This window comes from Rhizobium sp. S163 (genome assembly GCF_030380805.1).
Taxonomy (GTDB): domain Bacteria; phylum Pseudomonadota; class Alphaproteobacteria; order Rhizobiales; family Rhizobiaceae; genus Rhizobium.
Genome location: NZ_JAUDSA010000003.1, coordinates 83,005 through 108,939, shown reverse-complemented (window position 1 = coordinate 108,939; position 25,935 = coordinate 83,005). Strand labels below are relative to the sequence as shown.

The window sequence follows — 25,935 nt, the reverse complement described above, 5'->3', positions numbered from 1 at the left end:
GGTGGCGAGCCGATCGGTGTTCCGCTTCCCACAGGATAGATCACCGCACGGTGACCCACTCTCAACCCTCATTCTCGCCCTTGTGGCGGGAATCCAGCCACGGCGCGTCTGCGCCGTGAAAAGACTCTTTCTGGCCCAAGGACTTGGGCCTGCTGGATTCCTGTGACAAGCACAGGAATGAGGTGAGAAGGAGAAACCGCGCGCCCAGTCGGTAAGATAGACCTCAGTCTTCCTTCGGACGCTCGATGCGGATCACCTGCGGTTCGCCGACCAGATAGCCCTCGGTCTTGATCGCCTCGACGGCCTTGCGCACCGAATCCTCGGTGGTCGCATGGGTGACGAGGATGATCGTCTGGTGATGCGATGGCGAAAGGTGCTGCTTGGAGCGCTGCACGATGGATTCGAGCGAGATGTGGTTCTCGGCCATGCGGGTGGCGACGCTAGCGAAGACGCCGGTGCGGTCGAGAACCGTCAGGCGGATGAAATATCCGCCCTCGTGGCTCTGGATCTGCGCCTTGCGATAGGGCTCGAGCGACTTGGCCGGATGGCCGAGCACCGGAACCTGCTGGGCGCCCGGGCGGCTCTTGGCGATGTCGGCGATGTCGCCGAGCACCGACGAGGCCGTGGCATTGCCGCCGGCGCCGGGGCCGACCATCAGCAGTTCGCCGAGAATGTCGGATTCGATCGCAACCGCATTGGTGACGCCATCCACCTGGGCGATGACGCTGTCGACGGGCACCATGGTCGGGTGCACGCGCTGCTCGATGCCGGTATCGGTGCGCTGGGCAACGCCGAGCAACTTGATGCGGTAGCCGAGATCGGCGGCCGCATGGATGTCGTCGATCGAGATGTTGGTGATGCCCTCGAGATAGATGTCGTCGACGGCGATCTGGTTGCCGAAGGCGAGCGTCGTCAGGATGGAGAGCTTGTGGGCGGTGTCGTTGCCCTCGATGTCGAAGGCCGGATCGGCTTCGGCGTAGCCGAGGCGCTGGGCTTCCTTCAGGCAATCGGCGAACGACAGGCCTTCCTTCTCCATCTTGGTCAGGATGTAGTTGCAGGTGCCGTTCATGATGCCGTAGACGCGCGAGATCGTGTTGCCGGTCAGCGATTCACGCAGCGCCTTGATGACCGGGATGCCGCCGGCGACGGCCGCTTCGAAGTTGAGCAGCGCGCCCTTCTCTTCGGCGATCCTGGCAAGCTCGACGCCGTGATAGGCGAGCAGCGCCTTGTTGGCGGTCACCACATGGAGACCACGATTGAGCGCAGCGTGGACGGCGATGTTGGCAGGCCCCTCGGCGCCGCCGACGAGTTCGACGAAGACGTCGATGTCACCCTTGGTCGCCAGTTCCTCGGGCGTATCGAACCACTCGATGCCGCCGACGTCGATGCCGCGGTCCTTGGTCTTGTCGCGGGCGGAAACGCCGGTAATCAGGATCGGCCGGCCGCACGTCGCGGCAAGCACGTCGCTGCGCTGCTGAATGATACGAACGAGAGAGGCACCAACGGTACCCAAGCCCGCAACGCCGATTTTAAGGGCATCTGCCATGGATCGATCCTGAAATATGTCATGAATGGCAGCCGCCGGAGCGGCTGCCGAAAGAACTGATTGTATCAGCGGTGAGCGTTCAACGAGACGACGTTGTGCATCGTCTCATCGGCGGTGGACATGAACTTCTTAATGTTGCGCGCCGCCTGACGGATGCGGTGCTCGTTTTCGACGAGCGCCAGACGAACGTAATCGTCGCCCATTTCACCGAAGCCGATACCCGGCGCCACGGCAACGTCAGCCTTCTCGACGAGGAGCTTGGAGAACTCAAGCGAACCGAGGTGGCGGAACTTTTCCGGGATCTTCGCCCAGGCGAACATGGTGGCTGCCGGAGGCGGCACTTCGAAGCCGGCCTTGCCGAAGCTGTCGACCATGACGTCGCGGCGGCGCTTGTAGACGCCGCGGACCTCGGCGATATCCGAGCCGTCGCCATTCAGCGCGTGCGTTGCGGCGACCTGGATCGGCGTGAAGGCGCCGTAGTCGAGGTAGGATTTCACGCGCGTCAGCGCCGCGATCAGGCGCTCGTTGCCGACGGCAAAGCCCATGCGCCAGCCGGGCATGGAGAAGGTCTTCGACATCGAGGTGAACTCGACGCAGACGTCCATGGCGCCGGGCACCTGCAGTACGGATGGCGGCGGGTTGTTGTCGTCGAAGTAGATTTCCGAATAGGCAAGGTCGGAGAGCACGATGATGTCGTGCTTCTTCGCAAACGCGATGACGTCCTTGTAGAAATCGAGCGTCGCGACATAGGCCGTCGGGTTCGACGGATAGTTGACGATCAGCGCCAGCGGCTTCGGGATCGAGTGCTTCACGGCGCGTTCCAGCGGCGGGAAGAAGCTGTCATCCGGCTCGACCGGCAGAGAGCGGATCACGCCGCCCGCCATCAGGAAGCCGAAGGCGTGGATAGGATAGGTCGGGTTCGGGCAGAGGATGACGTCGCCGGGCGCGGTGATTGCCTGCGCCATGTTGGCGAAGCCTTCCTTGGAGCCGAGGGTCGCGACCACCTGCGTATCCGGGTTGAGCTTCACGCCGAAGCGGCGGGCGTAATAGGCGGCCTGGGCGCGGCGCAGGCCGGGAATGCCCTTGGACGAGGAATAGCGATGCGTGCGCGGGTCCTGGACCACTTCGCAGAGCTTGTCGACGATCGCCTTGGGGGTCGGCAGGTCAGGGTTTCCCATGCCGAGATCGATGATATCGGCTCCGCCCGCTCGCGCGCTTGCTTTCAAACGGTTGACCTGTTCGAAAACATAAGGCGGCAAACGCCGGACTTTGTGAAACTCTTCCATCTCTTTCCCCACGGAAACGCGGCCACCATGACCGCAAATCGAAGTTCGTCCTAACTTCCGGCTGCTTGCGACACGAACTTCAGAATCGCCAAGGCCGTATTCATCAGACGTCCAGCGCACGGCGATTCTTTGACGGACCGCCTCGGGGCTGACGCTTTATCAGGAAAATTTCATCTTCCGCACCTGACGGAAGGCTTTGCTTGCAAACGCCAGAGAAGGCAAGGCCTTATTTGGTGATTTCGGACAGCGTTTCCGGGCCGTGGTCTTCGGCGAGCTTGCGGTATTCCGCAACGCGGCGCTGGTATTCGGCTTCCGAGATGGTGCCCGCCTTGCGCCGGTTGCTCAGCGCCGTCAGCTTCTGCTGCAGGCCGGAGGCTTCCTCGTCGTTCATCTGAACGTTGGCGGCGGTCAGCGGCGCGCCGAAGCCCGGATAGCCATCGCGATAGTGCGACAGACCGCTTTCGGTCGGCGCTTCGCCCTTGGTGGCGTTCATGACCACTGCCGTCGGGGCCGCCTGCTTTGCGGCAAACGCGGCCTTCTCCTCGGGCGTTCGCATGCATCCGGCAAGCGCCATGGCCGCGGCGGCGCCGATGAGGGCGATGCGGGTGACGTTTGCGATGGTACGAATGCCTGTGTTGGTCATGCCAGAGGTTCCAAATCCTTAAGCTGCTTCGACTTGTTAAATTCGCAGCCTGCACAAAGCAATAGCATGAAGGCATGTCTGCGGAACTTGTTTTCTTGATCCGAGCGGATACAACTTGATTTGGATAGAGATGCTGCCGCCGGAGGAACCGCGTGACCGACAGCAACCAGGACAAGAGCGATAAGGGCCAAGGCCCGGGCTTCGAGGCAAAGGATTTCGATCCTTACATGCTGAAGGACCCGGAAACGATGGCGCTGAACTTCGCCCGCGCCCTGGAAAACCTGGGCAAAGCGGCATCCGCCTGGCTTGGCCCGCGCGAAAGCGGCGAGATTCGCGAAAACACCGCCGACCCCGTCACCGACATGGTCAAGACGCTCTCCAAGGTCAGCGAATACTGGATTTCCGACCCGCGCCGCGCCTTCGACGCGCAGACCAAGCTGATGACCAGCTTTTTCGGCGTATGGATGCGCTCGATGCAGCGCATGCAGGGCGAATCGCTCGAGCCGGAGCCCGATCGCAAGGACAAGCGCTTCGCCGACCAGGACTGGGAGAAGAACCCTTTCTTCGAATTCCTGAAGCAGGCCTATTTCATTACCGCGGACTGGGCGGAAAAGCTCGTCACCGAGACCGAGGGGCTGGACGAGCACACGCGGCAGAAGGCCAATTTCTACGTCAGGCAGATCACGGCGGCGATCTCGCCGACCAATTTCGTCGCCACCAATCCGCAGCTCTATCGCGAGACGATCGCGAGCAGCGGGGAAAACCTGGTGCGGGGCATGAAGATGCTGGCCGAAGACATCGTGGCCGGCCATGGCGACCTGAAGCTCAGACAGACCGACATGACCAAGTTCGCCGTCGGCCGCGACATGGCGCTGACGCCGGGCAAGGTGATCGCCCAGAACGAGATCTGCCAGATCATCCAGTACGAGCCGACAACCGAGACGGTGCTGAAGCGCCCTCTCCTCATCTGCCCGCCCTGGATCAACAAGTTCTACATCCTCGACCTCAATCCGCAGAAGAGCTTCATCAAGTGGTGCGTCGACCAAGGGCAGACGGTGTTCGTCATCTCCTGGGTCAATCCGGATGCGCGCCATGCGGCCAAGGACTGGGCGGCCTATGCGCGCGAAGGGATCGATTTCGCGCTCGAGACCATCGAGAAGGCGACCGGCGAGAAGGACGTCAACGCCATCGGCTATTGCGTCGGCGGCACGCTGCTCGCCGCGACGCTGGCGCTGCACGCTAAGGAAAAGAACAAGCGCATCCGCTCCGCGACGCTGTTCACCACCCAGGTCGATTTCACCCATGCCGGCGACCTCAAGGTGTTCGTCGACGAGGAACAGCTGACGCGGCTTGAGAACTATATGAACGTGACCGGCTATCTCGACGGCTCGAAGATGGCGACCGCTTTCAACATGCTGCGCGCCTCCGAGCTCATCTGGCCCTACTTCGTCAATAATTACCTCAAGGGCCAGGAGCCGATGGCCTTCGACCTCCTGTTCTGGAACGCCGATTCGACGCGAATGGCGGCGGCCAATCACGCCTTCTACCTGCGCAACTGCTATCTGAAGAACGCGCTGACCAGGGGCGAGATGGTGCTGGACGGCCAGGCCGTGTCGCTGAAGAGCGTCAAAATCCCAATCTACAATCTCGCCACCCGCGAGGACCACATCGCGCCGGCGAAATCGGTGTTCCTCGGCAGCCAGTTCTTCGGCGGCAAGGTCGATTTCGTGCTGGCCGGCTCCGGCCACATCGCCGGCGTGGTCAATCCGCCGGACAAGAAGAAATACCAATACTGGACCGGCGGTCCAGCCAAGGGCGAATACGAAGACTGGCTCATCGACGCCGAGGAAGCGGCCGGCTCCTGGTGGCCGCACTGGCAGGCCTGGATCGAGGCCAAGGACGGCAAGCGAGTAGCGGCACGTAAGCCGGGCGGCGACGCGCTCAATGCGCTCGAGGAAGCGCCGGGCAGCTACGTGCTGGAGAAGGCTTGAGCGGCGCTTATGCGCCATCACCGATCGGTGACGTCAATCTACTCAAACACAATCACACTCGCCGGCGATGGCGGCAGCGGGCTGATTGATATGTCGCGAAAGCCTGCCATCGATGCCATCTCGCGCAGGTTGGACGCCGTGTAGGCGTCGCCTTTCGGTGTCGTCGCCAGCATCTCGAAGGCGAAGGCGGCGGGAAAGTCGGGGGAGACGCGGTCCTCGTTGGGGACGAACTCGACGGCGATCAGCTTGCCATTGGCGCTCAAGCTTGGGCGTGCCTTCTTCAGCAGTTCCGCGCAGCCGGCGATATCGAAGTGATGCAGGAAGTTCGGCAGCATGATGAGATCGTAGTCGCTGCCCCAGTCGACATCGAAGGCGCTGCCGGCGATGAAGCTGAAACGATCGGCCACGCCTGATGCCGTCGCATTCTCCCGCGTCAGTTCCAGCACCGGCTTCCAGTCGAGCGCGACGATCCGCGCTTGCGGAATGGCCCTGGCGAGCTCGATGCCGAAATAGCCGGGGCCGGCTGCGATATCGAGCACCTTTGACGGTGGCTGCGGCCATGCCGCGACATCGGCGGCGAGCGTCCTGCCCGCCCCGCCGGTAAAGGCACCCATGGCGCGGGCAAAGCGCACCCAGACGGGATTATCCGCCGAAAGGTTCGCCAGCCCTTCGGCGCCGCCATTGCGCACGCAGGCGGCGGGGTCGTTCAGAAAGAGCGAGAGCATCTGCGGTGCCGCGATAAAATCGATCGCCGAGCCCATATAGGCGGGCGAATGGCGATCGAGGAACACGGCGCTCGAGGGTGTCAGCGCGTAGACGTCCCCGCTCTTGTTGAGGAAACCGGCAACGACGAGATAGTCGCATAAAATGCGGACGCCGCGCTCGGCGCATCGCATCTCGGATGCCGCCGCCTTGGCTGTCTGGCCCGTTCCGATGACGGTGAAAAGGTCGAGCTCGATCGCCGCTTTGATGGCGGCCGTCTTGCGGACGGCGAACATCGCATCGACAAGCAAGGCCGGCGAAATCTCGTTAACGGAAGCGGTTTGTGCCGAAGACATTGGCGTTTCCCCTCGAAAGCCTTCGATGCCTTTTCATAGCACATCCGCAATATCTTTTCCCGCTAATATTTATGTCAAAACGGCGACATAGGTCACATTGCCGGACGGGCGCCGCGACACATTAGAAAAAATCAAGATCAATATGGTTAGCGGACAAGGTGACGAATTTCGAAACAGACGACGCCGCCGTAAAGGGTTTGGTTACCATAATTCGGCATCATCTGAGCCAACCGGAAATCACGCACAGGCCGCATTTTGGCCCTGTTGCTCCATTACCGGCCCCGGCGAAGAAGTATCCATCTATCTGTACCGCCGGCCTTAGTAACGAGTTGTGAAAGACGAGTGTTATGGCGTTTGCGGTCGATGTGTTTGCCAATACCAGGCCAGTAGGTACGTCCATTTCTCGTTTCAGTCGCTCATTCCGCCTCATGTCCGGGGCGGGTCTCATCGGTGCTAGTTTTGCTGCCTCGGCATGGGTCGTGACGTCGATCGCGACGATGCACGCCGTCGCTCCCGCACCCTACAAGAACGCTATCGGCGATATCGCGCTCGTGCAGCACACCGCCGCGGCCGCTCCCAAAGAGCGCAACATTCATGTCAGCAAGTTCTCGCGCCTGCAGCCGCTGACGGCGGAAAACCAGTCGTCGAAGCGCGATCGGCTGCTGACGCCTGACGTTCTGAGAGCCGCCTTCGTCGGCACCTCCGGCCCTGTCATCGCTGACGCCCTGCCCGCACGCACCGTCGTTGCCGCAGCACAGCCTTCGAAGGTCAAGGACGACGCCGTTGCTGCGGCAACTCAGGTCGCCGGCGCCAGCTCGTCCGATCGCATCGTCATTCCGTCCAAGGCTGAGATCGCGGCACTCGAAGGCCCTGCCCTTCTCGCGCTTGCCGCCATGCCGAAGGCCGCTTCGGATGAGCAGCCGGCCCGCGTAGCCGTCAACGCGCCTGCTTCCATTCCCGCGAAGCCTGCGGCTGTCGAAGTGGCGAGCGTCGATGTCGAAAGCGATGCCAGCAAGGGCGACGACGCCGGCAACGCCTTCGGCCTCGTTCTCAACGACAACAATTCCGTACCGCTGCCGATGGCCCGTCCCGACGGCATGAGCAAGCGCGCGCCGGCAAACGACCGCGCCAACCGCCCTGCCGAACCGGTGCTCGCCTATGCACGGCCTGATATCGGTGATGACGAAGGCGAAATCCCTGTTGTGCCGAAGCGCCAGGCAAGCCCTGCCGCGCGCGCCGGCGTTGCCGTCTATGACATCTCCGCAAGCATGGTCTACCTGCCGAACGGCGAACGCCTCGAAGCCCATTCCGGCCTCGGCAAGATGCGCGACAATCCGAAATATGTTCGCGAGAAAATGCGCGGCCCGACCCCGCCGCACACCTACCAGCTGACCATGCGCGAAAGCCTGTTCCACGGCGTCGAGGCAATCCGCCTCAACCCGCTCGGCGGCGCCGGCAACATCTACAACCGCGTCGGCCTGCTCGCCCACACCTACATGCTCGGCGCGCGCGGCGACTCCAACGGCTGCGTCTCCTTCAAGGACTACAAGCGCTTCCTCGCCGCCTTCAAGCGCGGCGACATCCGCCAGCTCGTCGTCGTCGAAAGCATGCCTGACAAGCCGCGCTCCACCTTCGCCTCGCTGTTCTCGTCGCGGTCCTAAGACCGCGACGTCACTGGCTTCACTTCACCTCAGCGGCCGCCGGCGGCCTCGATGATCATCTGGGTGATCTCGTCGGGATGCGAGATCAGCGACAGGTGGCTGGACTTGAGCTCGATGGTCTTGGCGCCCATGCGTTTGGCCATGAAGCGTTCCAGATCCGGGTTGATGGTCCGATCCTCCGTAGACACCGCATACCAGCTCGGCTTCGAGCGCCATGCCGCCTGGGTGGTCTTGCCGGTCAGCAGCGCCTTGTGGAACGGCTGCTGCACGGCGTAGAGCACCTTGGCCTTCGCCTCCGGCAGATCGCCGGCGAAATCGCGCAGGAATGCCTCCTCACTCAGACGTCCTTCATCACCATCGAAGACGATCCCGGCGGAGGCAGGCGGCGTCGGGTAGGTCTTTGCCAGCGCCGTATAGTCCTCGCCCGCATCGGGCGCGCGGGCGGCGACATAGACGAGCGCCGACACCCTGGGATGCACGCCAGCCTCGGTGACCAGCATGCCGGAGAAGGAGTGGCCGACGAGGACGGTCGGGCCATCCTGGCGATCCAGCACCTTCTGGACCGAGGCGACGGCCTCCGGCAGTGTGGTCAGCGGGTTCTGCACGGCGGTGGCGTTGAAGCCGGCTGCCTGCAGGCGCCCGATCACCTCCGTCCAGCAGGAACCGTCGGCGAACAGCCCGTGGGCCAGAACGACATTGCGCGCCTTGGCGGGCTGCGCCATCGCGGCCATGCCGCGTGTGGAAATGAGGGAAGCGGCAGCACCGGCGAGAAGCGCTGTCGAGAAAGTCCGTCTGTTGATCATCATGGTCTTTACCTTCGGCTTTGATCCATCCGACCCCGCGGCAGGCTGTGACCCCGCGCATGATCGGCACCGTTCGATCTGGATCGGCCTGCCGGTTCTCTTCCGGACACCGTCGCGACACCATTGATAGTGTCGCCGTGCCTTGGCCAAGACCTGCAGCCAAGACACGATCGCCGGCTGGCGCAGGTGAGGATGCCCCTCGTTCAGGCATGCCGTTTATGCCTGATTGTCCTGACGCGACCCGTATACGCCGGCGTCGGCGGTTTTGTTACAGGTCGGGTTCGCGGCAGGACGACTTTAGACGATCAGATTTCCTTCAGGCTCGGCGCATTGTCCAGCCGGCCGATCAGCGTCGCGCTCGCCTCGTTGAGGCCGTTCACCTCGACGGCAACGCCGTGCGCCTTGAAGCGCTGCACCACGCGGTCCAGCGCCGCCACGGCGGTGATGTCCCAGAAGTGCGCATGGGTGAGATCGATCGTCACCGCCATGCCCTCGGCATCGGCGATATCGAAGGCGTCGATGAAGACATCGGCGGAGGCGAAGAAGACCTGGCCGGTGACATGGCAGGCGATGCGCTCGCCGGCCTCGTCCGTGTCCTTGCGGACCGACAGCAGCTTGGCGACCTTGAAGGTGAAGAAAACGCCGCTTAGCAGCACGCCGACGGTGACGCCGAGCGCCAGGTTGGCGGTGAAGACGGTGACGACGACGGTCGCCAGCATGACGATGCTCGAGGTCTTCGGATGCACCACCATGGTCTTGACCGACGACCAGTCGAAGGTGTCGATCGACACCATGACCATGATCGCGACCAAGGCCGCAACGGGCACCTGCGAGACCCATGGCTTCAGGAGCACCATGAGGATCAACAGCAGCGCGCCGGCGAACAGCGTCGAGAGACGGCCGCGGCCGCCGTACTTCACGTTGCTGACCGTCTGGCCGATCATGCCGCAGCCGGCGATGCCGCCGAACAGGCTGGCGGCGGCGTTGGCGATGCCGAGGCCGGCGCATTCGCGGTTCTTGTCGCTCGTCGTGTCGGTGAGATCGTCGACGACGCTCGCCGTCATCATCGATTCCAGCAGGCCGACCATGGCGATGGCCAGCGCCGGACCGGCGATGATCTCAAGCGTCTCCAGGTTCAGCGGCACCTGCGGCAAGGCGAAGATCGGCAGCGAATCCGGCAGCTTGCCGAGATCGGCGACGGTCAGCACCGGCAGATGCAGGCCGACGGAGGCAAGGGTGAGCAGCAGGATGCAGATCAGCGGCGACGGGATGGCGGTGGTGATGCGCGGCGCGATGTAGATCACCGCGAGGCCGGCGGCCAGCATGGCATAGGCGATCCAGTCACCGCCGATGATATGCGGCAGCTGGGCGCCGAAGATCAGGATCGCCAACGCGTTGACGAAACCGGTGCGCACCGATTTCGACACGAAGCGCATGAGCACGCCGAGGCGCAGCAGGCCGAACACGACCTGGATGACGCCCGCAAGCAGGCCGGCGGCGAAGAGATAGGGCAGCCCGTGGGCATGCACCAGCGGGGCTGCGACCAGCGCCACGGAGCCGGCGGCGGCCGAGATCATCGCCGGGCGGCCGCCGGTGAAGGCGATGACGATGCCGATGACGAAGGAGGCGAAGAGGCCGACCTGCGGATCGACGCCGGCGACGAAGGAGAAGGCGATGACCTCGGGGATCAGCGCGAAGGTGGCGACGGCGCCGGCAAGCATTTCGCGGGTCGGATTGGAAAACCAATCCCGGCGGAAGGAGGATACGTGCATGTTGGTGATATCTCGCAAAGCGTGGCCCAACGCGCCCTGACGGGCGGTCGAAATATGGCGTGCAGGTTTTGCGTTGTCTGGCGGATCGGCGGCCAGAAGAGCCACCCGGAGTTTCACCGGGTCCGTGGTGAGTGCATTCTTTATAGCTCGCCTTTTTGCCGCGATGCAATATCGCCAAGCCATTTGATGACCACAGACATCCAGCGTCGAAAGCGCTAAAATCCGTTTCCCTTTTGTACTCTTTGCCTCTTCCATTTCGCGCTGACTCTCTCCATATTCCGGCCATGGCCAAATCTCCGAAAAAGTCCCCCGCCCCCGATGGTTTCGAGGAAGCTCCCCAATCCGCATTCGAAGGCGCGCCCCTAGAGGGTTCCGTCGCCGATTGGGTGAAGCAGCTGGAGGCCGATGCGGAGGCATCCGGTGTCGAGACGCAGCGCCAGATCGCGTCCAAGGCCGGCAAGCACCGCAAGAAGGTGGAGATCGCGGCGTCCAAATCCGCGCGTGGCACGTCGATGGGCGGCTCGACCGATCCGAAGACGCGCGCCGCCGCCGGCCTCAACCCGGTTTCCGGCCTCGACGTCTCGCTTGAAGACGCCGCCGCGCTGAAGGCCGGCACGGCGGTGACCGCCACGGTGGAGGCGCTTTCGGCGCTGATCGAGAGCGGCAATCCGCTGTTCAAGGACGGCAAGATGTGGACGCCGCATCGCCCGGCCCGGCCGCCGAAATCCGAAGGCGGCATCGAGATCCGCATGAATTCCGAATATTCACCAGCTGGTGACCAGCCGACGGCGATCAAGGATCTCGTCGAGGGCCTCGACAATGGAGACCGCAGCCAGGTGCTGCTCGGCGTCACCGGCTCCGGCAAGACCTTCACCATGGCCAAGGTGATCGAGGCCACGCAGCGCCCGGCCGTCATCCTGGCACCGAACAAGACGCTGGCCGCCCAGCTCTACAGCGAATTCAAGAACTTCTTCCCCGACAACGCGGTGGAATATTTCGTCTCCTACTACGACTACTACCAGCCGGAAGCCTATGTGCCGCGCTCGGATACCTTCATCGAGAAGGAAAGTTCGATCAACGAGCAGATCGACCGCATGCGCCACTCCGCCACCCGCTCGCTGCTCGAGCGCGACGATTGCATCATCGTCGCCTCGGTCTCCTGCATCTACGGTATCGGCTCGGTCGAGACCTACACCGCCATGACCTTCCAGATGGAGGTCGGCGACCGCCTTGACCAACGCCAGCTGCTGGCCGACCTCGTGGCGCAGCAATACAAGCGCCAGGACATTAACTTCGTCCGCGGCTCTTTTCGCGTTCGCGGTGATACCATTGAAATCTTTCCCGCCCACTTGGAAGACGCGGCCTGGCGCATCTCCATGTTCGGCGACGAGATCGACGCCATCACCGAGTTCGACCCGCTCACCGGCCAGAAGACCGGCGACCTGAAGAGCGTGAAGATCTACGCCAACAGCCACTATGTCACCCCGCGCCCGACGCTGAACGGCGCCATCAAGTCCATCAAGGAAGAGCTGCGCCTGCGCCTCGCCGAGCTCGAAAAGGCCGGCCGCCTCTTGGAAGCCCAGCGCCTGGAACAGCGCACCCGCTACGATGTCGAGATGCTGGAGGCCACCGGCTCCTGCGCCGGCATCGAGAACTATTCGCGCTATCTCACCGGCCGCAGCCCCGGCGAGCCGCCGCCGACCCTGTTCGAATATATCCCCGACAACGCCCTGCTCTTCATCGACGAAAGCCACGTCACCATTCCGCAGATCGGCGGCATGTACCGGGGCGACTTCCGCCGAAAGGCGACGCTCGCCGAATACGGCTTCCGCCTGCCGTCCTGCATGGACAACCGGCCGCTGCGCTTCGAGGAATGGGACGCGATGCGCCCCGACACCGTCGCCGTCTCGGCCACCCCGGGCGGCTGGGAACTCGACCAGTCCGGCGGCGTCTTCGCCGAGCAGGTCATTCGCCCGACCGGCCTGATCGACCCGCCGGTCGAGGTCCGCTCCGCCCGCAGCCAGGTCGACGACGTGCTCGGCGAAATCCGCGAGACCGCCGCCAAGGGTTACCGCACGCTCTGCACCGTGCTCACCAAGCGCATGGCCGAGGACCTCACCGAATATCTGCATGAACAGGGCGTGCGCGTCCGCTACATGCACTCGGACATCGACACGCTGGAGCGTATCGAGATCATCCGCGATCTTCGTCTGGGTGCTTTCGACGTGCTCGTCGGCATCAACCTTCTGCGCGAAGGCCTCGACATTCCCGAATGCGGCTTCGTCGCCATTCTCGACGCCGACAAGGAAGGCTTTCTGCGCTCAGAGACCTCGCTGGTACAGACCATCGGCCGCGCGGCGCGTAACGTCGACGGCAAGGTCATCCTCTATGCCGACAACATTACCGGCTCGATGCAGCGCGCCATGGACGAGACCGCCCGCCGCCGCGAAAAACAGGTGGCTTACAACACCGAACACGGCATCACACCGGAATCGGTGAAGGCGAAGATCTCCGACATCCTCGACAGCGTCTACGAGCGCGACCACGTCCGCGCCGACATCTCCGGTGTGTCAGGCAAGGGCTTTGCCGACGGCGGCAACCTCGTGGGCGGCAACCTGCAGACCCACCTCAACGCGCTCGAAAAACAGATGCGCGACGCCGCCGCCGACCTCGACTTCGAAAAAGCCGCGCGCCTGCGCGACGAAATCAAACGCCTCAAGGCCGCCGAACTCGCCGTCATGGACGATCCGATGGCGCGCGAGGAGTCCAAGGCCATGGAAGGCATCAAGCGGAACGCCAAGGCGACCCGCGAGTCCCTTCTCCCCAGCGGGGAGAAGGTGCCCGGCAGGGCGGATGAGGGGGCCACGCCCTCAACCTCCCTCTTCCAGAAACCCACCCTCGACGACATGGGCCCAGGCACCGACACCGCCATCCCGTCCCGCACCTTCCGCAGGAACGACCTCGACGAAATGACCGTCGGCCGCACGGAAAAGCCCGTATCCGGCAAGCTCCCGGACAAGCCCGACGCCGCCAAGAGCACCAAGCGCTTCTCCCCCCTCCTCGAAGGCCAACCCGACCGCGACGACCCACGCCCCCTGGTGCGCGGCAAGACTGGTGTCGGCAGCTATGAGGATGCGGGCGATGTGAAGAGGCAGAAGCGGACGAAGGGCAAGACGGGGCGGCCGGGGCGGTAGGTGGGCGGGCCGCAGCCCCTGCACCTCCCTCATTCCTGTGCTCGTCACAGGAATCCAGCCGCCGCGCGTCCGCGCGGCGAAGAGAATCTATTGCGATCAAGGACTTGATCGCGCTGGATCCCTGTGACGAGCACAGGGATGAGGGCATTCAGTGAAGCCTCCGCACAGGCGCCGTAGGCGCATCCGGTTGACGCGATATGCCAACTTCCATAATCGCCTGAACCGGAGGTTTTCAATGAACACGATTACCGTCCATCTCCCCGAAGAGACCGCCGCCCGCCTCGACCGCCTGGCCGACAAGCTGTCGAAGCCGGCGGACAGCGTCGCCGCCGATGCAATCGAGGATTTTCTCGCCCGCGAGGAATGGCATTTGGCCGAAATCGAGGCCGGTCTAGCGGAAGCCGACCGGGGAGAATTTGCGAGCGAAGACGAGGTGAACGCGGTTTTCGCCAAGTATGGCGTAAAAACGCGCGGCGCCTGATGCCGCCAATCCGTTACACGAGGCGCGCGCTCGGCAATCTAAGGCATATCGGTGAATGGATCGGGCAGGATAACCCCACTGCCGCGCAACGCGTCATCGCCCGACTTGCCGCCGCTATCGATCTCCTGCTTGCTCAAACTTCTCTTGAAACAGTCGCGACGCATTGGGTTGCATGAGGCATGCAATCAAAATACCCTAGATAGCATCTGGGGGATTCGCATGGACAAATCGAAACACGACTTATCACTTATGTCTCTACATGTTGGAGACGTACTCGTACTATTTGCTTACTATTTAATTTTATTGATTTTGTCTCTTGTCTTTTTGATAGAGCAAATAATAAGCGCCGCAGCGCTGAACAATATTGGGCAATTTGACGCAATAATTTCTGTTATAGCGGCATCTATTTCCGGATCTACGATTTTTTATAGCCGAAAGCTCTATAAGGCCTCGATAAACAGCTCTTATGAATTCATAGCGGACAACAAAATATCCCCGGCAAGGGTAGGCACTTTTTTCTTTTTTGTTTTGAGACCAATATTTGGCGCGGTTTTTTCCATGGTTGTTTATGCCCTTTGGCGCGCATCAGTTCATGCGTCTACAAGCGGTGGAGACACCCCCAAAGAGTTCATCTTTATCGTCATTCCGATAGGCTTCTTCGCAGGATTCTCTGCGGGGCGCTTACTGGAGCAATTCGAAGAAAAATCAATTAACGACCTTGTTGGGAAGACTGACGACAAATGAAATCGAAGGCTGAGATCGACAAAAGGATAGTAGAGCTTGAAAAGCTGGCTGCAACTGTTCTCGAAATAAAGCGTAGGTCTCGTCCAAGAAGACCTATCGTAATAGAATTTGCAGGATCGCCAAAAGCAGGAAAATCAACTTGCATTGGATCGCTAGATATATTTTTGCGGAGAAACAACTTCCGGACAAAAATACTTACTGAGAGGGCAAGTGTTTGCCCCATACCTAATAAATTTGATCCGATTTTCAACGTGTGGACAGCATGCGCGGCTCTAAACCAGCTTTCAGAAACGTTGGCAAATTCCGCTAAGAAACTCGACGTCATAATCTTAGACCGTGGATTCTTCGATGCACTCTGCTGGTTTGAGTGGCAGCGCGAAGAAAAGTTGCTTCGCAATGATGACTTTGAGCGATTCACGAGCTTTTTCACGTCAAATCGATTTCGTATGTGCATCGATCTCGTGCTAATATTTGAGGCCTCTCCAAATACTTCTAGCGAACGGGAATACAAAAACCTTTTGACTCGAAAGGAGGGAAGTATCATGCGAAGCGAAGTTTTGAGTTCTTACCTTGAGTCAATCAAGAAAACCAAATTGAAGTACACTTCATATTTCAGAAATATTACCGAGTACAACACAGACGATCAAGATCAGAATGCGGTAAGCTATAACATAACAAAGACAACATTAAACCTGTTGAAAAACCTCGCTGATGAAAAGATAGGATACATACCAAAGTCTGAAATTTCTCACTTGCCGACGATCTTCGATTACAGCGAGATATCGGATTACGTCGAAAAAAACCTTAGTTTCAACGATAGAAACGAGGTTGAGGAAGATAAAACACTTCTGCAGCTTATCCCAATTGCCGTTATCAAAGAAAAAGGAAAAGATGAGTTTCTGGTGGGGACCAAGGCTGTGCGGGCTACTTCCTCATCGTCACCCGAGAAGGGTAAGACGCTTTGCTATTTCGGTGGTCATGTAAGAGAAGAGGACGCCAATCTGTTGGGTTCTGGTAGTAAACTCGACGTCCTGAAGCAATGCGTATATCGCGAAGTCAAGGAAGAGATCGGGATTGACCTCGATCCTGACCAACTAAATCCAAAGTGTATATGGGTTCGCGATGGCACCAAATCCGACCACCATCTAGCGGTTGTATTTATCATCGAACTGTCCTTGTCGAGAATATAGCTCAGCGTCGACGGAGAGGAATTTGCTCGTTATGAAAAAAAGGGGCGGACCGGAACTGGAGACATAGTTTCGGCCTACGAGTTGATGCAATCGAAGATAGATACATGGACACAGAATATCATCAAGAACGTTGCGGCGGCTAATTACCGCGAAAAAGACCCAACTCAACCGACGCTGTTCAGCGGAAAAAGATAGTTGCAAGGGTTTGACTGATAGCCGAATCCGGCAATTGGTTTACTTGTCTTGCCTTCGACGTGGCATCGAAATCGGAGCAAACGGTCGATATCGTTTGCTCCAGTTTCTGTTATCGAATTTTCCCCACCCTCCCCACCCATGCCATCATCCCCTCACCCCACCACGGATACACCGGCAGGCGTGCCGGCGAGGTGGGGTCGGCGCTGGGTGTTTGAGGAGGACGCAAGCTCTCTCATCCGGGGTTTGCAGAAAATGGTCTCCCTCCGGTGACGGCGGGTTCCGTCGCAAGACGGGCCTGAGTTGAGCCCGGACGTGCCTGTGAGGCACACATGGTTCCGCCGCGAAGTTGGGCGGAAAGGCAGAGAGACCGGAGTTGCGTTCATAAACCGCCGAACGGGGTGCTGGAAGGCACCATATTTTTTACTCTATCGAGGTGATTTCCAGCGCCCCGTCCGAGTGAAGCCTGAACCAGCAAACCACGGGTGAAACCAGCCGCGTGACGGCATCGCCGCGCCGGAGCCGAAGAGGACCGCAATGCCGCAGCACGCTCATGAAAATCCCGGCAAGGACCTTAAGGACCGCCTCGGTCTCGAGTTGATCGTTGCGCTGGCGGCGAGGACATCGGAGATGCTGTCCATGCCGGTCTTAACCTGCCCGATCAACCGCTGCCGCCGCGCTCGCGCCTGCCAGCGCATCGCCGTCAAGGGAAGCAAGCTCGCCTGCGTCCATACGCTGCCCTCGGAATACACACCCTGCTTCACCGACTATCTCGGCTGGGCCGGGATGGCCTGCGCCGATGCTCGCGATGGAGAGCACGGCGCGATGTTCCGGCTCCTTGACCTCCCGCCGGACCTGCGCGGCCATACGGTGTCGGTCGTCCGTGATTGCCTTGCCGGCGACGCCCGGGCGCTCGCCTGCCTTGATGAGACACTTGCCCTTATCGCCGAGAAAGCGCCACCGGTCTTCGAGCACCCGCAGGAGGAAGCGCAGGCCACACCCTGATGCGATCGCGATCGCCACCGCCCCCGGCGCCCCCAGCGCCCCGCCCTGCCCGCCGACATCGCGTTAAACTTGCGTCAACGCCCGCGTGGCATATCTCTCCAGGCGACAGGTAGGAGACTTTTTATGGCATTCGTCGGCTTCAAGAACACCCACAATCACACGATCTACGTCAATCCGGCCCAGGTGCTCTATGTCTCGACCTATGAGGAAGACGTGACGATCATCGCCTATGCCGCCGCCGATGCCGCCGGCAAGCCTGCCGTCTCCTATGTGCGTGGGAGTGCCGACATGGTGCAGCACAAGCTCAGCGCCGGCGCGGCCCGCTGAGATCACTCGCGTCTACCGGGAATTCCGCTCGCGTTTAGCGAGCATCCGCCCAACAGTTGGGCATTCGCACGGATTGGGGATGTGAACGTGCCGTTCCGGTACGCATTCCCGGAATGGGTCAGCGATACCGGCTCAGCGTTACCAATCGTCAAGTGTTTGAATCTTTGGCCATTCCCGCTTTGGAGCGGCTGGTGTCAGAATAATGTCGCTTGCATTTTGCTCCGTTTACTGGCACCAATTGTGTACTCGGGCATTTGCATGCCGGTGACTGGACTGATGTGGCTGAGCCCTTCTTTGAGGGGCGGCGTGGGGGGACCTTCACGCGCGTAGACGTTCTTTCCCCGTTCGTGAACTACTCGACTGACCCTTCGCGTTCTGAGTTAAGATGAGGGAGCGCGAAAGTGAAAGCCGTCCATTTCCTCTCGGGGGGATGGATACCAGACAGACTACAGGGAAAAGGACCTATCCCAATGGCCACCAAAGGCGTCGTAAAATTCTTCAACCAGGACAAGGGTTTTGGTTTCATCACTCCTGATGGCGGTGCGAAGGACGTATTCGTTCACATCTCCGCTCTCCAGGCTTCCGGCATCCAGTCGCTCCGCGAAGGCCAGCAGGTTACCTTCGACACCGAGCCGGATCGCATGGGCAAGGGCCCGAAGGCCGTCAACATCTCGGCCAACTAATACTGGTTTCTGCCTCGGCAGGACTGCGAACGGCGCTCCGCAAGGGCGCCGTTTTCGTTTTCCGGCTTGCTGGTGCCGGGTGGCTCGTTCGGGTGCCGATGGGATGGCAACGTGCGATAAGGCCGTGATAGCTTAAATGCGCCTCCCCCATTGATCGCAATGGACGAACCCGGCATAGCTGCATTATGAATGACGACAATTTCCGCTAAGGCCCCCGCAATGGTAAACTATATCGAAGCCTCCTCCGCGCCATCCAAGAATACCGGCGCCATCAGGCTCTACGGCGCCGATGCCTTCGCGGGCATGCGCAAGGCGTGCCAGGTCACCGCCCGGTGTCTCGATGCGCTTGACGATATCGTCAGGCCGGGTGTGACAACCGATGCGATCGATCGTTTCGTCTTCGATTTCGGGCTTGAGAATGGCGCCGTTCCGGCGACGCTCAATTACCGCGGCTATACGAAATCCACCTGCACCTCGATCAACCATGTCGTGTGCCACGGCATCCCGGATGCCAAGCCGCTGCGCGAGGGCGACATCGTCAATATCGACGTCACCTATGTGGTCGATGGCTGGCACGGCGATTCCAGCCGCATGTACACCGTCGGCACCGTCAAGCGGGCCGCCGAACGGTTGCTCGAGGTGACCTATGAATCGCTGATGCGCGGGATTGCCGCCGTGCGCCCCGGTGCCCGGACCGGCGCCATCGGCGAGGCGATCCAGACTTATGCAGAGGCCGAGCGCTGCTCCGTGGTGCGCGATTTCTGCGGCCATGGGGTCGGCGCGCTGTTTCACGACAGCCCGAATATCCTGCACTACGGCCGCGCCAGCGAAGGGCCGGAGCTGCGCGAGGGCATGATCTTCACGATCGAGCCGATGATCAATCTCGGCCGCCCGCATGTGAAGGTGCTGGCCGATGGCTGGACGGCCGTTACGCGCGACCGGTTGCTGTCTGCGCAATACGAGCACACGGTCGGCGTCACCGCCGATGGCTGCGAGATCTTCACGCTGTCGCCCGGCGGGCTCGACCGCCCGGGCCTGCCACCCCTCACAAAATGAGCCGCTGATGGCAAAAGGACCGGTTTCCCATTCCGAAGACCTGCAGCCGCCTTTCGCGGCGGATGAGGACGATGGCATGGACGAGCGGTCCTTCTTCGCCGAGCAGGCCGGCAAGCCCGCAGCGCTGCGGCCCTCGCCCGCCAAGGAAGAGCACTACCACGGCCACCGCGAGCGGCTGCGCCAGCGCTTCCGCGATCATGGCGATACCGCTCTTGCCGATTACGAGATGCTGGAGCTGATGCTGTTCCGGCTGATCCCGCGCCGCGATACCAAGCCGATCGCCAAGGCGCTGCTCGACCGCTTCGGCTCGCTCGCCGCCGTATTCGGCGCGCCGATCGCGCTGCTGCAGGAGGTGAAGGGTGTCGGCGAGGCGGTCGCGCTTGATCTGAAGCTGATCTCGACCATCGCGCACCGGACGCTGAAGAGCGAGCTGCGCGGCAAGCAGGTGCTGTCGTCGTGGTCGTCTGTGATCGAATACTGCCACGCCGCCATGGCGCATGAGACCCGCGAGCAGTTCCGGATCCTGTTCCTCGACAAGCGCAACGCGCTGATCGCCGACGAAGTTCAGGGGCATGGCACCGTCGACCACACGCCAGTCTATCCGCGCGAGGTTGTGCGCCGGGCTCTGGAGCTTTCGGCCACCGCGATCATTCTGGTCCACAACCACCCGTCCGGCGACCCCACGCCGTCGCGCGCCGATATCGACATGACCAAGATGATCATCGATACCGCCAAGCCACTCGGGATCACGGTGCACGACCACATCATCATCGGCAAGGACGGCCATGCCAGCCTCAAGGGGCTGCGGCTGATCTGAAACCGCCGCCGGGATTTTCCCTACACGGGTCGGATCCGTTATTCTGGAGCGACCTGTTCTTTCTCATCGTCGGTGGCGGACTTCCTTTATGGAGGTGTCTCTGGCGCAACCGGCACCGCCGCCCTTATTTCGTCTCGCTCATTCCTAATATTCGGGCGTAAATCAATCTGCAACATTGACCGGATACCTGTGAACGCGCCATTTTGCGTCGCAATATGATTCCAGCTTTTCAACCGGGGCCTGCTTCCATGTTTCAATACGATCTCGTTGTTGTGGGGAGCGGCCCGGCCGGTCGCCGTGGTGCTATTCAGGCCGCCAAGCTCGGCAAGAAGGTGCTCGTCATCGAGCAGGGCAAGCGCGTCGGCGGCGTCTCCGTCCATACCGGCACCATCCCCTCGAAGACCTTGCGCGAGACGGCGCTCAATCTCTCCGGCTGGCGCGAGCGCGGCTTCTACGGCAAGGCCTACCGGGTGAAGCAGGAGATCAGCGCCGAAGACCTGCGTCGTCGCCTGCTGATCACGCTCGATCATGAAGTCGAGGTACTCGAGCACCAGTTCGCGCGCAACCGCGTGCAGCATCTGCGCGGCAAGGCGAGCTTCATCGACGCCTCGACGCTCGAGATCGTCAAGGACGACGGCGAGGTCATGCGCGTCTCGGCCGCCAGCATCCTGCTTGCGGTCGGCACCAAGCCGTTCCGACCGGATTATATCCCCTTCGACAACAGAACGGTGCTCGATAGCGACGAGCTGCTCGATATCGAGGAACTGCCACGCTCCATGGTCGTCATCGGCGCCGGCGTCATCGGCATCGAATATGCGACGATCTTCAGCGCGCTCGACACCGCCGTCACGCTGATCGATCCGAAGTCGACGATGCTCGACTTCATCGACAAGGAAATCGTCGAGGACTTCACCTACCAGCTGCGCGACCGCAACATGAAGATCATGCTCGGCACCAAGGCGGAGAAGGTCACCAAGCTCGATGACGGCAAGGTCGAGCTCATTCTCGACAATGGTCGCCGCCTGGTGACAGACATGGTTCTCTTCGCCGCCGGCCGCATGGGCGCCACCGATGCGCTGAACCTGAAGGCGGCGGGCCTCGAGGCCGACAGCCGTGGCCGGTTGAAGGTCAATCCCGAGACGTTCGAGACATCGGTGCCCGGCATTTACGCTGCCGGCGACGTCGTCGGCTTCCCCAGCCTCGCGTCCACGTCGATGGAACAGGGCCGCATCGCGGCGCGCGTGGCCGTCGGTGCCGTCGCCAAGGAGCCGCCGAAATACTTCCCGTACGGGATCTACGCCGTGCCGGAGATTTCGACCTGCGGCCTGACCGAAGAAGAGATGAAGGAACGCGGCATTCCCTATGAATGCGGCATCGCCCGTTTCCGCGAGACCTCGCGTGGCCATATCATGGGCCTCGATACCGGTCTCCTGAAGCTGATCTTTTCCTTGAAGACGCGCCGCCTGCTCGGCGTCCACATTGTCGGCGAAGGCGCGACGGAGCTGGTGCATATCGGCCAGGCCGTGCTGAACCTCAAGGGAACGGTCGAGTATTTCGTCGAGAACACGTTCAACTACCCGACTCTCGCCGAAGCCTACAAGATCGCCGGCCTCGATGCCTGGAACCGGATGGGCGATATCAAGTCGGAATTGTGATCGCGCGGCCGGAGCGTCCGACGCTGCAATCACGGCACTGATATGACAGCTGAAACAATAGCTTAGACACATAGGATGCGCCCGATCTTGGGCGTGTCGACGTCGCAAAAGCGTCCCTTGTATAATCCGCAGTCTCTGGTAGCGTCGCTGATGGGGGTTCTCTCTTACCAGTGAGTGAACGTGCGCGAACAATCCGAGACGTCTGACCGGAATTTTCAACTCATCCTCATCAAGCCGTCGCACTACGACGACGACGGCTACGTTATTCGCTGGTGGCGGGCCATGATCCCGTCCAATTCGCTGGCGGCGCTCTATGGAATTGCCGCCGATTCCGCCGAGCGGCGGGTGCTCGGATCCGGTGTCGGGATCGACATTACTGTCATCGACGAGACGAATACGCAGGTGAACACATCCGCATTGCTGCGGCAGCTGAAAGCCAACGGCAATTTCGGCATGGTTGCGCTGGTCGGCGTGCAATCGAACCAGTATCCGCGCGCGCTTGATATCGCCCGGCCCTTCCGCGATGCCGGCATCCCTGTTGCGATGGGCGGCTTTCATGTCTCCGGCTGTCTCTCGATGCTCGACGGCCACGCCGTGGGCCTCGATGAATGCCGCGAGATGGGCATCTCGATGTTCGCCGGCGAAGTCGAGGGGCGGCTGGACAAGGTGCTGCAGGACGCGGCATCGGGGACGCTGGCGCCGCTCTACAATTTCATGAACGACCTGCCGAGCATCGAAGGCGCCGCTGTTCCGTTCCTGCCGAAGGTCAATGTCGCGCAGACGCTTGGATTGAGCACCAGCTTCGATGCCGGGCGCGGCTGTCCTTACCAGTGTTCCTTCTGTACCATCATCAACGTGCAGGGCCGCAAGTCGCGCTTCCGCACGGCTGATGATGTCGAGAAGCTGGTGCGGATGAACTGGGCGCAGGGCATCCACAAATTCTTCATCACCGACGACAATTTCGCGCGCAACAAGGACTGGGAAGCGATCTTCGACCGGTTGATCCAGTTGCGTGAAAAGGATGGCATTCCGCTCGGCCTGATGATCCAGGTCGATACGCTGTGCCACAAGATCCCCAACTTCATCGAGAAATCGAAGCGCGCCGGCGTCACCCGCGTGTTCATCGGTCTGGAGAACGTCAACCCCGACAACCTGACGGCGGCGAAGAAGAACCAGAACAAGATCACCGAATATCGCAAGATGCTTCTCGCCTGGAAGGCGCAGGGCATCATGACGCTGGCCGGCTACATTCTCGGCTTCCCGGCCGATACGCCGGATACCATCCGCCGCGATATCGCGATCATCCAGCACGAGTTGCCGCTCGACGTGATCGAGTTCTTCGTGCTGACCCCTCTTCCGGGCTCCGAAGATCACCAGACGCTGTTCCGCAAGGGCGTGGCAATGGATCCGGATCTCAACATCTATGATGTCGAGCATGTCTGCACCGACCATCCGAAGATGAGCAAGCAGGAGTGGGAGAGCATCTATCAGGAGGCATGGTCGCTCTACTATTCGCCTGATCATATGAAGACGCTGCTGCGCCGGGCGGTGACGACGGGTGTGCCGCTGGCGCGGCTGGTCAAGGTTCTGGTGTCGTTCGCGACCACGGTGCCGCTCGAAAACGTGCATCCTCTGCAGAGCGGCCTGTTGCGCTTGAAACATCCCTCCGAGCGCCGGCCCGACCTGCCGCGCGAGAGCGCGCTGGTCTTCTGGCCGCGCTTCATCGGCGAGACGATCGCCAAGCACCTGAAGCTCGGCGGCACGATCGCGCGGCTGGCGGTTACCGCCTTTATGATTTCACGCGACAAGAATGCCAAGACCTATATGGACCAGGCGTTGACACCTGTTGGTGACCACGAGGACGAGACGCTGGAACTCTTCACCAAGACGGCGGGCGGACAGGCGGCGGTCTCGCATATCAAGAAGGTCAATGAGCTCACGCATGCGCATCGGGCGGGCTGATTGCGGGCCTTTTTGCTGAAAGCGCATGCACCCTCACCCGCCCTCATTCCTGTGCTTGTCACAGGAATCCAGCAGCCCAAGTCATTGGGCGGAAAGAGTCTTTTCACGGCGCAGACGCGCCGTGGCTGGATTCCTGTGACGAGCACAGGAATGAGGGAGGATGCGGTGCCCCGCCCGCGCAAGGCTTGCCCCGAAACATCGCCCAAAATGAAAAACCCCGCACGAGGCGGGGTTCATCAAAATCCAGATTGGCCGGAGATTACTCGGCGCCTTCCTCGGAAGCCTTCTTCTTCGGAGCGGCCTTCTTCTTCGGAGCAGCTTCTTCGCCTTCAGCGGCTTCAGCCTTGGCAGCAGCCTTCTTCTTCGGAGCGGCCTTCTTGGCTTCCTTCTCGGAGCCTTCGCCTTCTTCGTCGGCGAGCAGCTCTTCCTTGGTGACCTTCTTGTCGGTGACGTCGAGTTCGGTCAGCAGATGGTCGATGACCTTCTCTTCGAAGATCGGCGCGCGGATCGAAGCGGCCGCACCCGGCTGGCTGCGGAAGAATTCGAGGATCTGCTTTTCCTGGCCCGGATACTGACGCAGCTGCTCGTAGATGGCGCGCTGCATTTCGTCTTCGCTCACTTCAACGCCGGCCTTTTCGCCGATTTCGGAGAGAACGAGGCCGAGGCGGACGCGGCGCTCAGCGAGCTTCTTGTACTCTTCGCGAGCCTGCTCTTCCGTCGTGTCTTCGTCTTCGAAGGTCTTGCCGGACTGTGCGAGGTCGTTGGCAACCTGGTTCCAGATGCCGTTGTACTCGGCGTCGACGAGCGAAGCCGGGGTCTCGAACTTGTACATTTCGTCGAGCTGGTCGAGGATCTGACGCTTGACCTTCTGGCGGGTCATCGAGCCGTACTGCGATTCGATCTGGCCGCGAACGATTTCCTTCAGACGGTCAGCCGATTCCAGGCCGAGCTTCTGAGCGAGTTCGTCGTTGATTTCAACGTCGGCAGGAGCAGCAACGTCCTTGACGGTGACATCGAAGGTGGCTTCAGCGCCAGCGAGGTTCTTGGCCGGGTAGTCAGCCGGGAACGTCACGTTGATGGTCTTTTCGTCGCCAGCCTTGGTGCCGACGAGCTGTTCTTCGAAGCCCGGGATGAAACGGCCCGAACCGAGAACGAGTTCGGCGCCCTGGTCGGTGCCGCCTTCGAAGGCAACGCCGTCGACCTTGCCGACGTAGTCCATGGTGATGCGGTCGCCGTCTGCGGCCTTGCCCTTCTTGGTCTCGTAGGAACGGGCGCTTTCAGCGACCTTGAGAACCTGCTCGTTGACTTCCTCGTCGGAGATATCAACGACTTCGCGGGTGATCTTGACGCCCTTGACGGACTTCAGTTCGATCGGGGGCAGAACTTCGTAGGAGAGCGTGAACTCGAAATCCTTCTGAGCCGACAGGATCAGTTCTGCTTCGTCCTTGTCTTCCGTCATCGCGATTTCAGGCTGCGTGGCGGACTTTTCGCCGCGCTCGGCGAGAATGGAAGTCGGCTGTTCGCGGACGATCTCGTTGACGAGGTCGGCCATGATGGACTTGCCGTAAACCTTCTTGAGGTGAGCGGCCGGAACCTTGCCCGGACGGAAGCCGTTGATCCGGACCTTGTCCTTCACGTCGGCAAGACGCTCGTTCATCTTGGTTTCCATGTCCTTGGCCGGGATTACGACCTTGATTTCGCGCTTCAGCCCTTCAGCGAGCGTTTCGATAACCTGCATGTCTTCCTACCTTCAATTCGTGGCGGCCGTGCCCAGACGCCGTTCGTTTCGATGAGCACGACGCCGGAAAGTGCCGGGCGTGGCTTGTTCTCAATTCTTCTTCGTTCTGCGTGAGCGGAACGGCGCTTGGC

General features: G+C 61.1%; 21 protein-coding genes and 1 other annotated feature. Of the genes, 14 read left to right on the top strand and 7 right to left on the bottom strand.

What is annotated here, in order from left to right; genetic code table 11:
• Positions 1-223: 223 nt before the first annotated feature.
• The 3 genes from QTL96_RS00635 to QTL96_RS00625 all read right to left on the bottom strand — a co-directional run bounded on the left by QTL96_RS00635 (position 224) and on the right by QTL96_RS00625 (position 3,475).
• Positions 224-1,546 carry a homoserine dehydrogenase gene (locus QTL96_RS00635; RefSeq protein ID WP_289726313.1) on the bottom strand — a complete coding sequence of 441 codons (1,323 nt, stop codon included), beginning with the start codon at positions 1,544-1,546 and terminating at the stop codon, positions 224-226.
• Between the two features lie 65 nt (positions 1,547-1,611).
• A complete protein-coding gene (locus tag QTL96_RS00630; protein WP_018900041.1) occupies positions 1,612-2,832 on the bottom strand; it encodes an LL-diaminopimelate aminotransferase in 1,221 nt (406 codons plus the stop codon).
• Positions 2,833-3,058: 226 nt separating this feature from the next.
• A complete protein-coding gene (locus QTL96_RS00625) occupies positions 3,059-3,475 on the bottom strand; it encodes a hypothetical protein (protein WP_047512040.1) in 417 nt (138 codons plus the stop codon).
• 152 nt (positions 3,476-3,627) lie between these two features.
• Between QTL96_RS00625 and phaC the strand changes: the two genes are divergently transcribed.
• A complete protein-coding gene (phaC, locus tag QTL96_RS00620) occupies positions 3,628-5,466 on the top strand; it encodes a class I poly(R)-hydroxyalkanoic acid synthase (RefSeq protein WP_289726312.1) in 1,839 nt (612 codons plus the stop codon).
• A gap of 38 nt (positions 5,467-5,504) precedes the next feature.
• Here the strand turns inward: phaC and QTL96_RS00615 are convergent, their stop codons facing one another.
• Positions 5,505-6,524: a class I SAM-dependent methyltransferase gene (locus QTL96_RS00615; protein WP_289726311.1), complete on the bottom strand. Its 1,020-nt coding sequence runs from the start codon at positions 6,522-6,524 to the stop codon at positions 5,505-5,507.
• A gap of 347 nt (positions 6,525-6,871) precedes the next feature.
• Here QTL96_RS00615 and QTL96_RS00610 point away from each other — a divergent pair, with 347 nt between their 5' ends.
• Entirely contained in the window at positions 6,872-8,185 is a 1,314-nt protein-coding gene (locus QTL96_RS00610) for a tlde1 domain-containing protein (RefSeq protein ID WP_289726310.1), read from the top strand.
• Between the two features lie 29 nt (positions 8,186-8,214).
• Here QTL96_RS00610 and QTL96_RS00605 read toward each other — a convergent pair whose 3' ends face one another.
• Both QTL96_RS00605 and QTL96_RS00600 read right to left on the bottom strand, forming a co-directional pair.
• Positions 8,215-8,991 carry an alpha/beta hydrolase gene (locus QTL96_RS00605; protein ID WP_289726309.1) on the bottom strand — a complete coding sequence of 259 codons (777 nt, stop codon included), beginning with the start codon at positions 8,989-8,991 and terminating at the stop codon, positions 8,215-8,217.
• A gap of 302 nt (positions 8,992-9,293) precedes the next feature.
• Positions 9,294-10,760 carry a SulP family inorganic anion transporter gene (locus QTL96_RS00600; protein WP_289726308.1) on the bottom strand — a complete coding sequence of 489 codons (1,467 nt, stop codon included), beginning with the start codon at positions 10,758-10,760 and terminating at the stop codon, positions 9,294-9,296.
• Positions 10,761-10,831: 71 nt separating this feature from the next.
• Positions 10,832-10,887, bottom strand: a sequence feature (sul1 is cis-regulatory element that is thought to sense ions involved in sulfur or methionine metabolism; They are found in Alphaproteobacteria).
• A gap of 157 nt (positions 10,888-11,044) precedes the next feature.
• On the opposite strand from QTL96_RS00600, the gene uvrB reads away from it, so the two are divergent.
• From uvrB to QTL96_RS00540, 12 genes are all read left to right on the top strand, one after another.
• Complete coding sequence (gene uvrB, locus QTL96_RS00595; RefSeq protein ID WP_289726307.1) at positions 11,045-13,954, top strand: excinuclease ABC subunit UvrB; 2,910 nt, start codon at positions 11,045-11,047, stop codon at positions 13,952-13,954.
• A gap of 235 nt (positions 13,955-14,189) precedes the next feature.
• Positions 14,190-14,435: a CopG family ribbon-helix-helix protein gene (locus tag QTL96_RS00590; protein WP_289726306.1), complete on the top strand. Its 246-nt coding sequence runs from the start codon at positions 14,190-14,192 to the stop codon at positions 14,433-14,435.
• Positions 14,318-14,611, top strand: coding sequence for a type II toxin-antitoxin system RelE/ParE family toxin (locus tag QTL96_RS31235; RefSeq protein WP_354669113.1), 294 nt, complete (start codon positions 14,318-14,320; stop codon positions 14,609-14,611). The genes QTL96_RS00590 and QTL96_RS31235 overlap by 118 nt, the downstream gene beginning before the upstream one ends.
• A 43-nt stretch (positions 14,612-14,654) precedes the next feature.
• The gene (locus QTL96_RS00580; protein ID WP_209190320.1) at positions 14,655-15,179 is read left to right on the top strand and encodes a hypothetical protein; all 525 of its coding nucleotides are present in this window, start codon (positions 14,655-14,657) and stop codon (positions 15,177-15,179) included.
• Positions 15,176-16,369 carry a hypothetical protein gene (locus tag QTL96_RS00575; RefSeq protein WP_289726305.1) on the top strand — a complete coding sequence of 398 codons (1,194 nt, stop codon included), beginning with the start codon at positions 15,176-15,178 and terminating at the stop codon, positions 16,367-16,369. The genes QTL96_RS00580 and QTL96_RS00575 overlap by 4 nt, the downstream gene beginning before the upstream one ends.
• A gap of 729 nt (positions 16,370-17,098) precedes the next feature.
• A complete protein-coding gene (locus QTL96_RS00570) occupies positions 17,099-17,566 on the top strand; it encodes a hypothetical protein (RefSeq protein ID WP_289726304.1) in 468 nt (155 codons plus the stop codon).
• 123 nt (positions 17,567-17,689) lie between these two features.
• Positions 17,690-17,893 (top strand): hypothetical protein, encoded by a 204-nt coding sequence (locus QTL96_RS00565; protein ID WP_111563609.1) that lies wholly within the window; start codon positions 17,690-17,692, stop codon positions 17,891-17,893.
• A 470-nt stretch (positions 17,894-18,363) separates the two neighbouring features.
• On the top strand, positions 18,364-18,576 hold the full coding sequence (locus QTL96_RS00560; protein WP_018900054.1) for a cold-shock protein: 213 nt from the start codon (positions 18,364-18,366) through the stop codon (positions 18,574-18,576).
• Between the two features lie 219 nt (positions 18,577-18,795).
• A complete protein-coding gene (gene map / locus QTL96_RS00555) occupies positions 18,796-19,632 on the top strand; it encodes a type I methionyl aminopeptidase (protein WP_289726303.1) in 837 nt (278 codons plus the stop codon).
• A 7-nt stretch (positions 19,633-19,639) separates the two neighbouring features.
• Positions 19,640-20,449, top strand: coding sequence for a DNA repair protein RadC (gene radC, locus QTL96_RS00550; RefSeq protein ID WP_289726302.1), 810 nt, complete (start codon positions 19,640-19,642; stop codon positions 20,447-20,449).
• A gap of 248 nt (positions 20,450-20,697) precedes the next feature.
• On the top strand, positions 20,698-22,104 hold the full coding sequence (gene sthA / locus QTL96_RS00545) for a Si-specific NAD(P)(+) transhydrogenase (protein ID WP_112941440.1): 1,407 nt from the start codon (positions 20,698-20,700) through the stop codon (positions 22,102-22,104).
• 180 nt (positions 22,105-22,284) lie between these two features.
• The gene (locus QTL96_RS00540; protein ID WP_289726301.1) at positions 22,285-24,066 is read left to right on the top strand and encodes a radical SAM protein; all 1,782 of its coding nucleotides are present in this window, start codon (positions 22,285-22,287) and stop codon (positions 24,064-24,066) included.
• A 259-nt stretch (positions 24,067-24,325) separates the two neighbouring features.
• Here the strand turns inward: QTL96_RS00540 and tig are convergent, their stop codons facing one another.
• Positions 24,326-25,804 carry a trigger factor gene (gene tig / locus QTL96_RS00535; protein ID WP_018900059.1) on the bottom strand — a complete coding sequence of 493 codons (1,479 nt, stop codon included), beginning with the start codon at positions 25,802-25,804 and terminating at the stop codon, positions 24,326-24,328.
• Positions 25,805-25,935: the final 131 nt, after the last annotated feature.

What these genes read in the sequence shown, in the direction of transcription:
- QTL96_RS00635 (WP_289726313.1), bottom strand. Translation starts at nt 1,546, where the DNA reads ATGGCAGATGCCCTTAAAATCGGCGTTGCGGGCTTGGGTACCGTTGGT.
- QTL96_RS00630 (WP_018900041.1), bottom strand. Translation starts at nt 2,832, where the DNA reads ATGGAAGAGTTTCACAAAGTCCGGCGTTTGCCGCCTTATGTTTTCGAA.
- QTL96_RS00625 (WP_047512040.1), bottom strand. Translation starts at nt 3,475, where the DNA reads ATGACCAACACAGGCATTCGTACCATCGCAAACGTCACCCGCATCGCC.
- QTL96_RS00615 (WP_289726311.1), bottom strand. Translation starts at nt 6,524, where the DNA reads ATGTCTTCGGCACAAACCGCTTCCGTTAACGAGATTTCGCCGGCCTTG.
- QTL96_RS00610 (WP_289726310.1), top strand. Translation starts at nt 6,872, where the DNA reads ATGGCGTTTGCGGTCGATGTGTTTGCCAATACCAGGCCAGTAGGTACG.
- QTL96_RS00605 (WP_289726309.1), bottom strand. Translation starts at nt 8,991, where the DNA reads ATGATGATCAACAGACGGACTTTCTCGACAGCGCTTCTCGCCGGTGCT.
- QTL96_RS00600 (WP_289726308.1), bottom strand. Translation starts at nt 10,760, where the DNA reads ATGCACGTATCCTCCTTCCGCCGGGATTGGTTTTCCAATCCGACCCGC.
- uvrB (WP_289726307.1), top strand. Translation starts at nt 11,045, where the DNA reads ATGGCCAAATCTCCGAAAAAGTCCCCCGCCCCCGATGGTTTCGAGGAA.
- QTL96_RS00590 (WP_289726306.1), top strand. Translation starts at nt 14,190, where the DNA reads ATGAACACGATTACCGTCCATCTCCCCGAAGAGACCGCCGCCCGCCTC.
- QTL96_RS31235 (WP_354669113.1), top strand. Translation starts at nt 14,318, where the DNA reads ATGGCATTTGGCCGAAATCGAGGCCGGTCTAGCGGAAGCCGACCGGGG.
- QTL96_RS00580 (WP_209190320.1), top strand. Translation starts at nt 14,655, where the DNA reads ATGGACAAATCGAAACACGACTTATCACTTATGTCTCTACATGTTGGA.
- QTL96_RS00575 (WP_289726305.1), top strand. Translation starts at nt 15,176, where the DNA reads ATGAAATCGAAGGCTGAGATCGACAAAAGGATAGTAGAGCTTGAAAAG.
- QTL96_RS00570 (WP_289726304.1), top strand. Translation starts at nt 17,099, where the DNA reads ATGCCGCAGCACGCTCATGAAAATCCCGGCAAGGACCTTAAGGACCGC.
- QTL96_RS00565 (WP_111563609.1), top strand. Translation starts at nt 17,690, where the DNA reads ATGGCATTCGTCGGCTTCAAGAACACCCACAATCACACGATCTACGTC.
- QTL96_RS00560 (WP_018900054.1), top strand. Translation starts at nt 18,364, where the DNA reads ATGGCCACCAAAGGCGTCGTAAAATTCTTCAACCAGGACAAGGGTTTT.
- map (WP_289726303.1), top strand. Translation starts at nt 18,796, where the DNA reads ATGGTAAACTATATCGAAGCCTCCTCCGCGCCATCCAAGAATACCGGC.
- radC (WP_289726302.1), top strand. Translation starts at nt 19,640, where the DNA reads ATGGCAAAAGGACCGGTTTCCCATTCCGAAGACCTGCAGCCGCCTTTC.
- sthA (WP_112941440.1), top strand. Translation starts at nt 20,698, where the DNA reads ATGTTTCAATACGATCTCGTTGTTGTGGGGAGCGGCCCGGCCGGTCGC.
- tig (WP_018900059.1), bottom strand. Translation starts at nt 25,804, where the DNA reads ATGCAGGTTATCGAAACGCTCGCTGAAGGGCTGAAGCGCGAAATCAAG.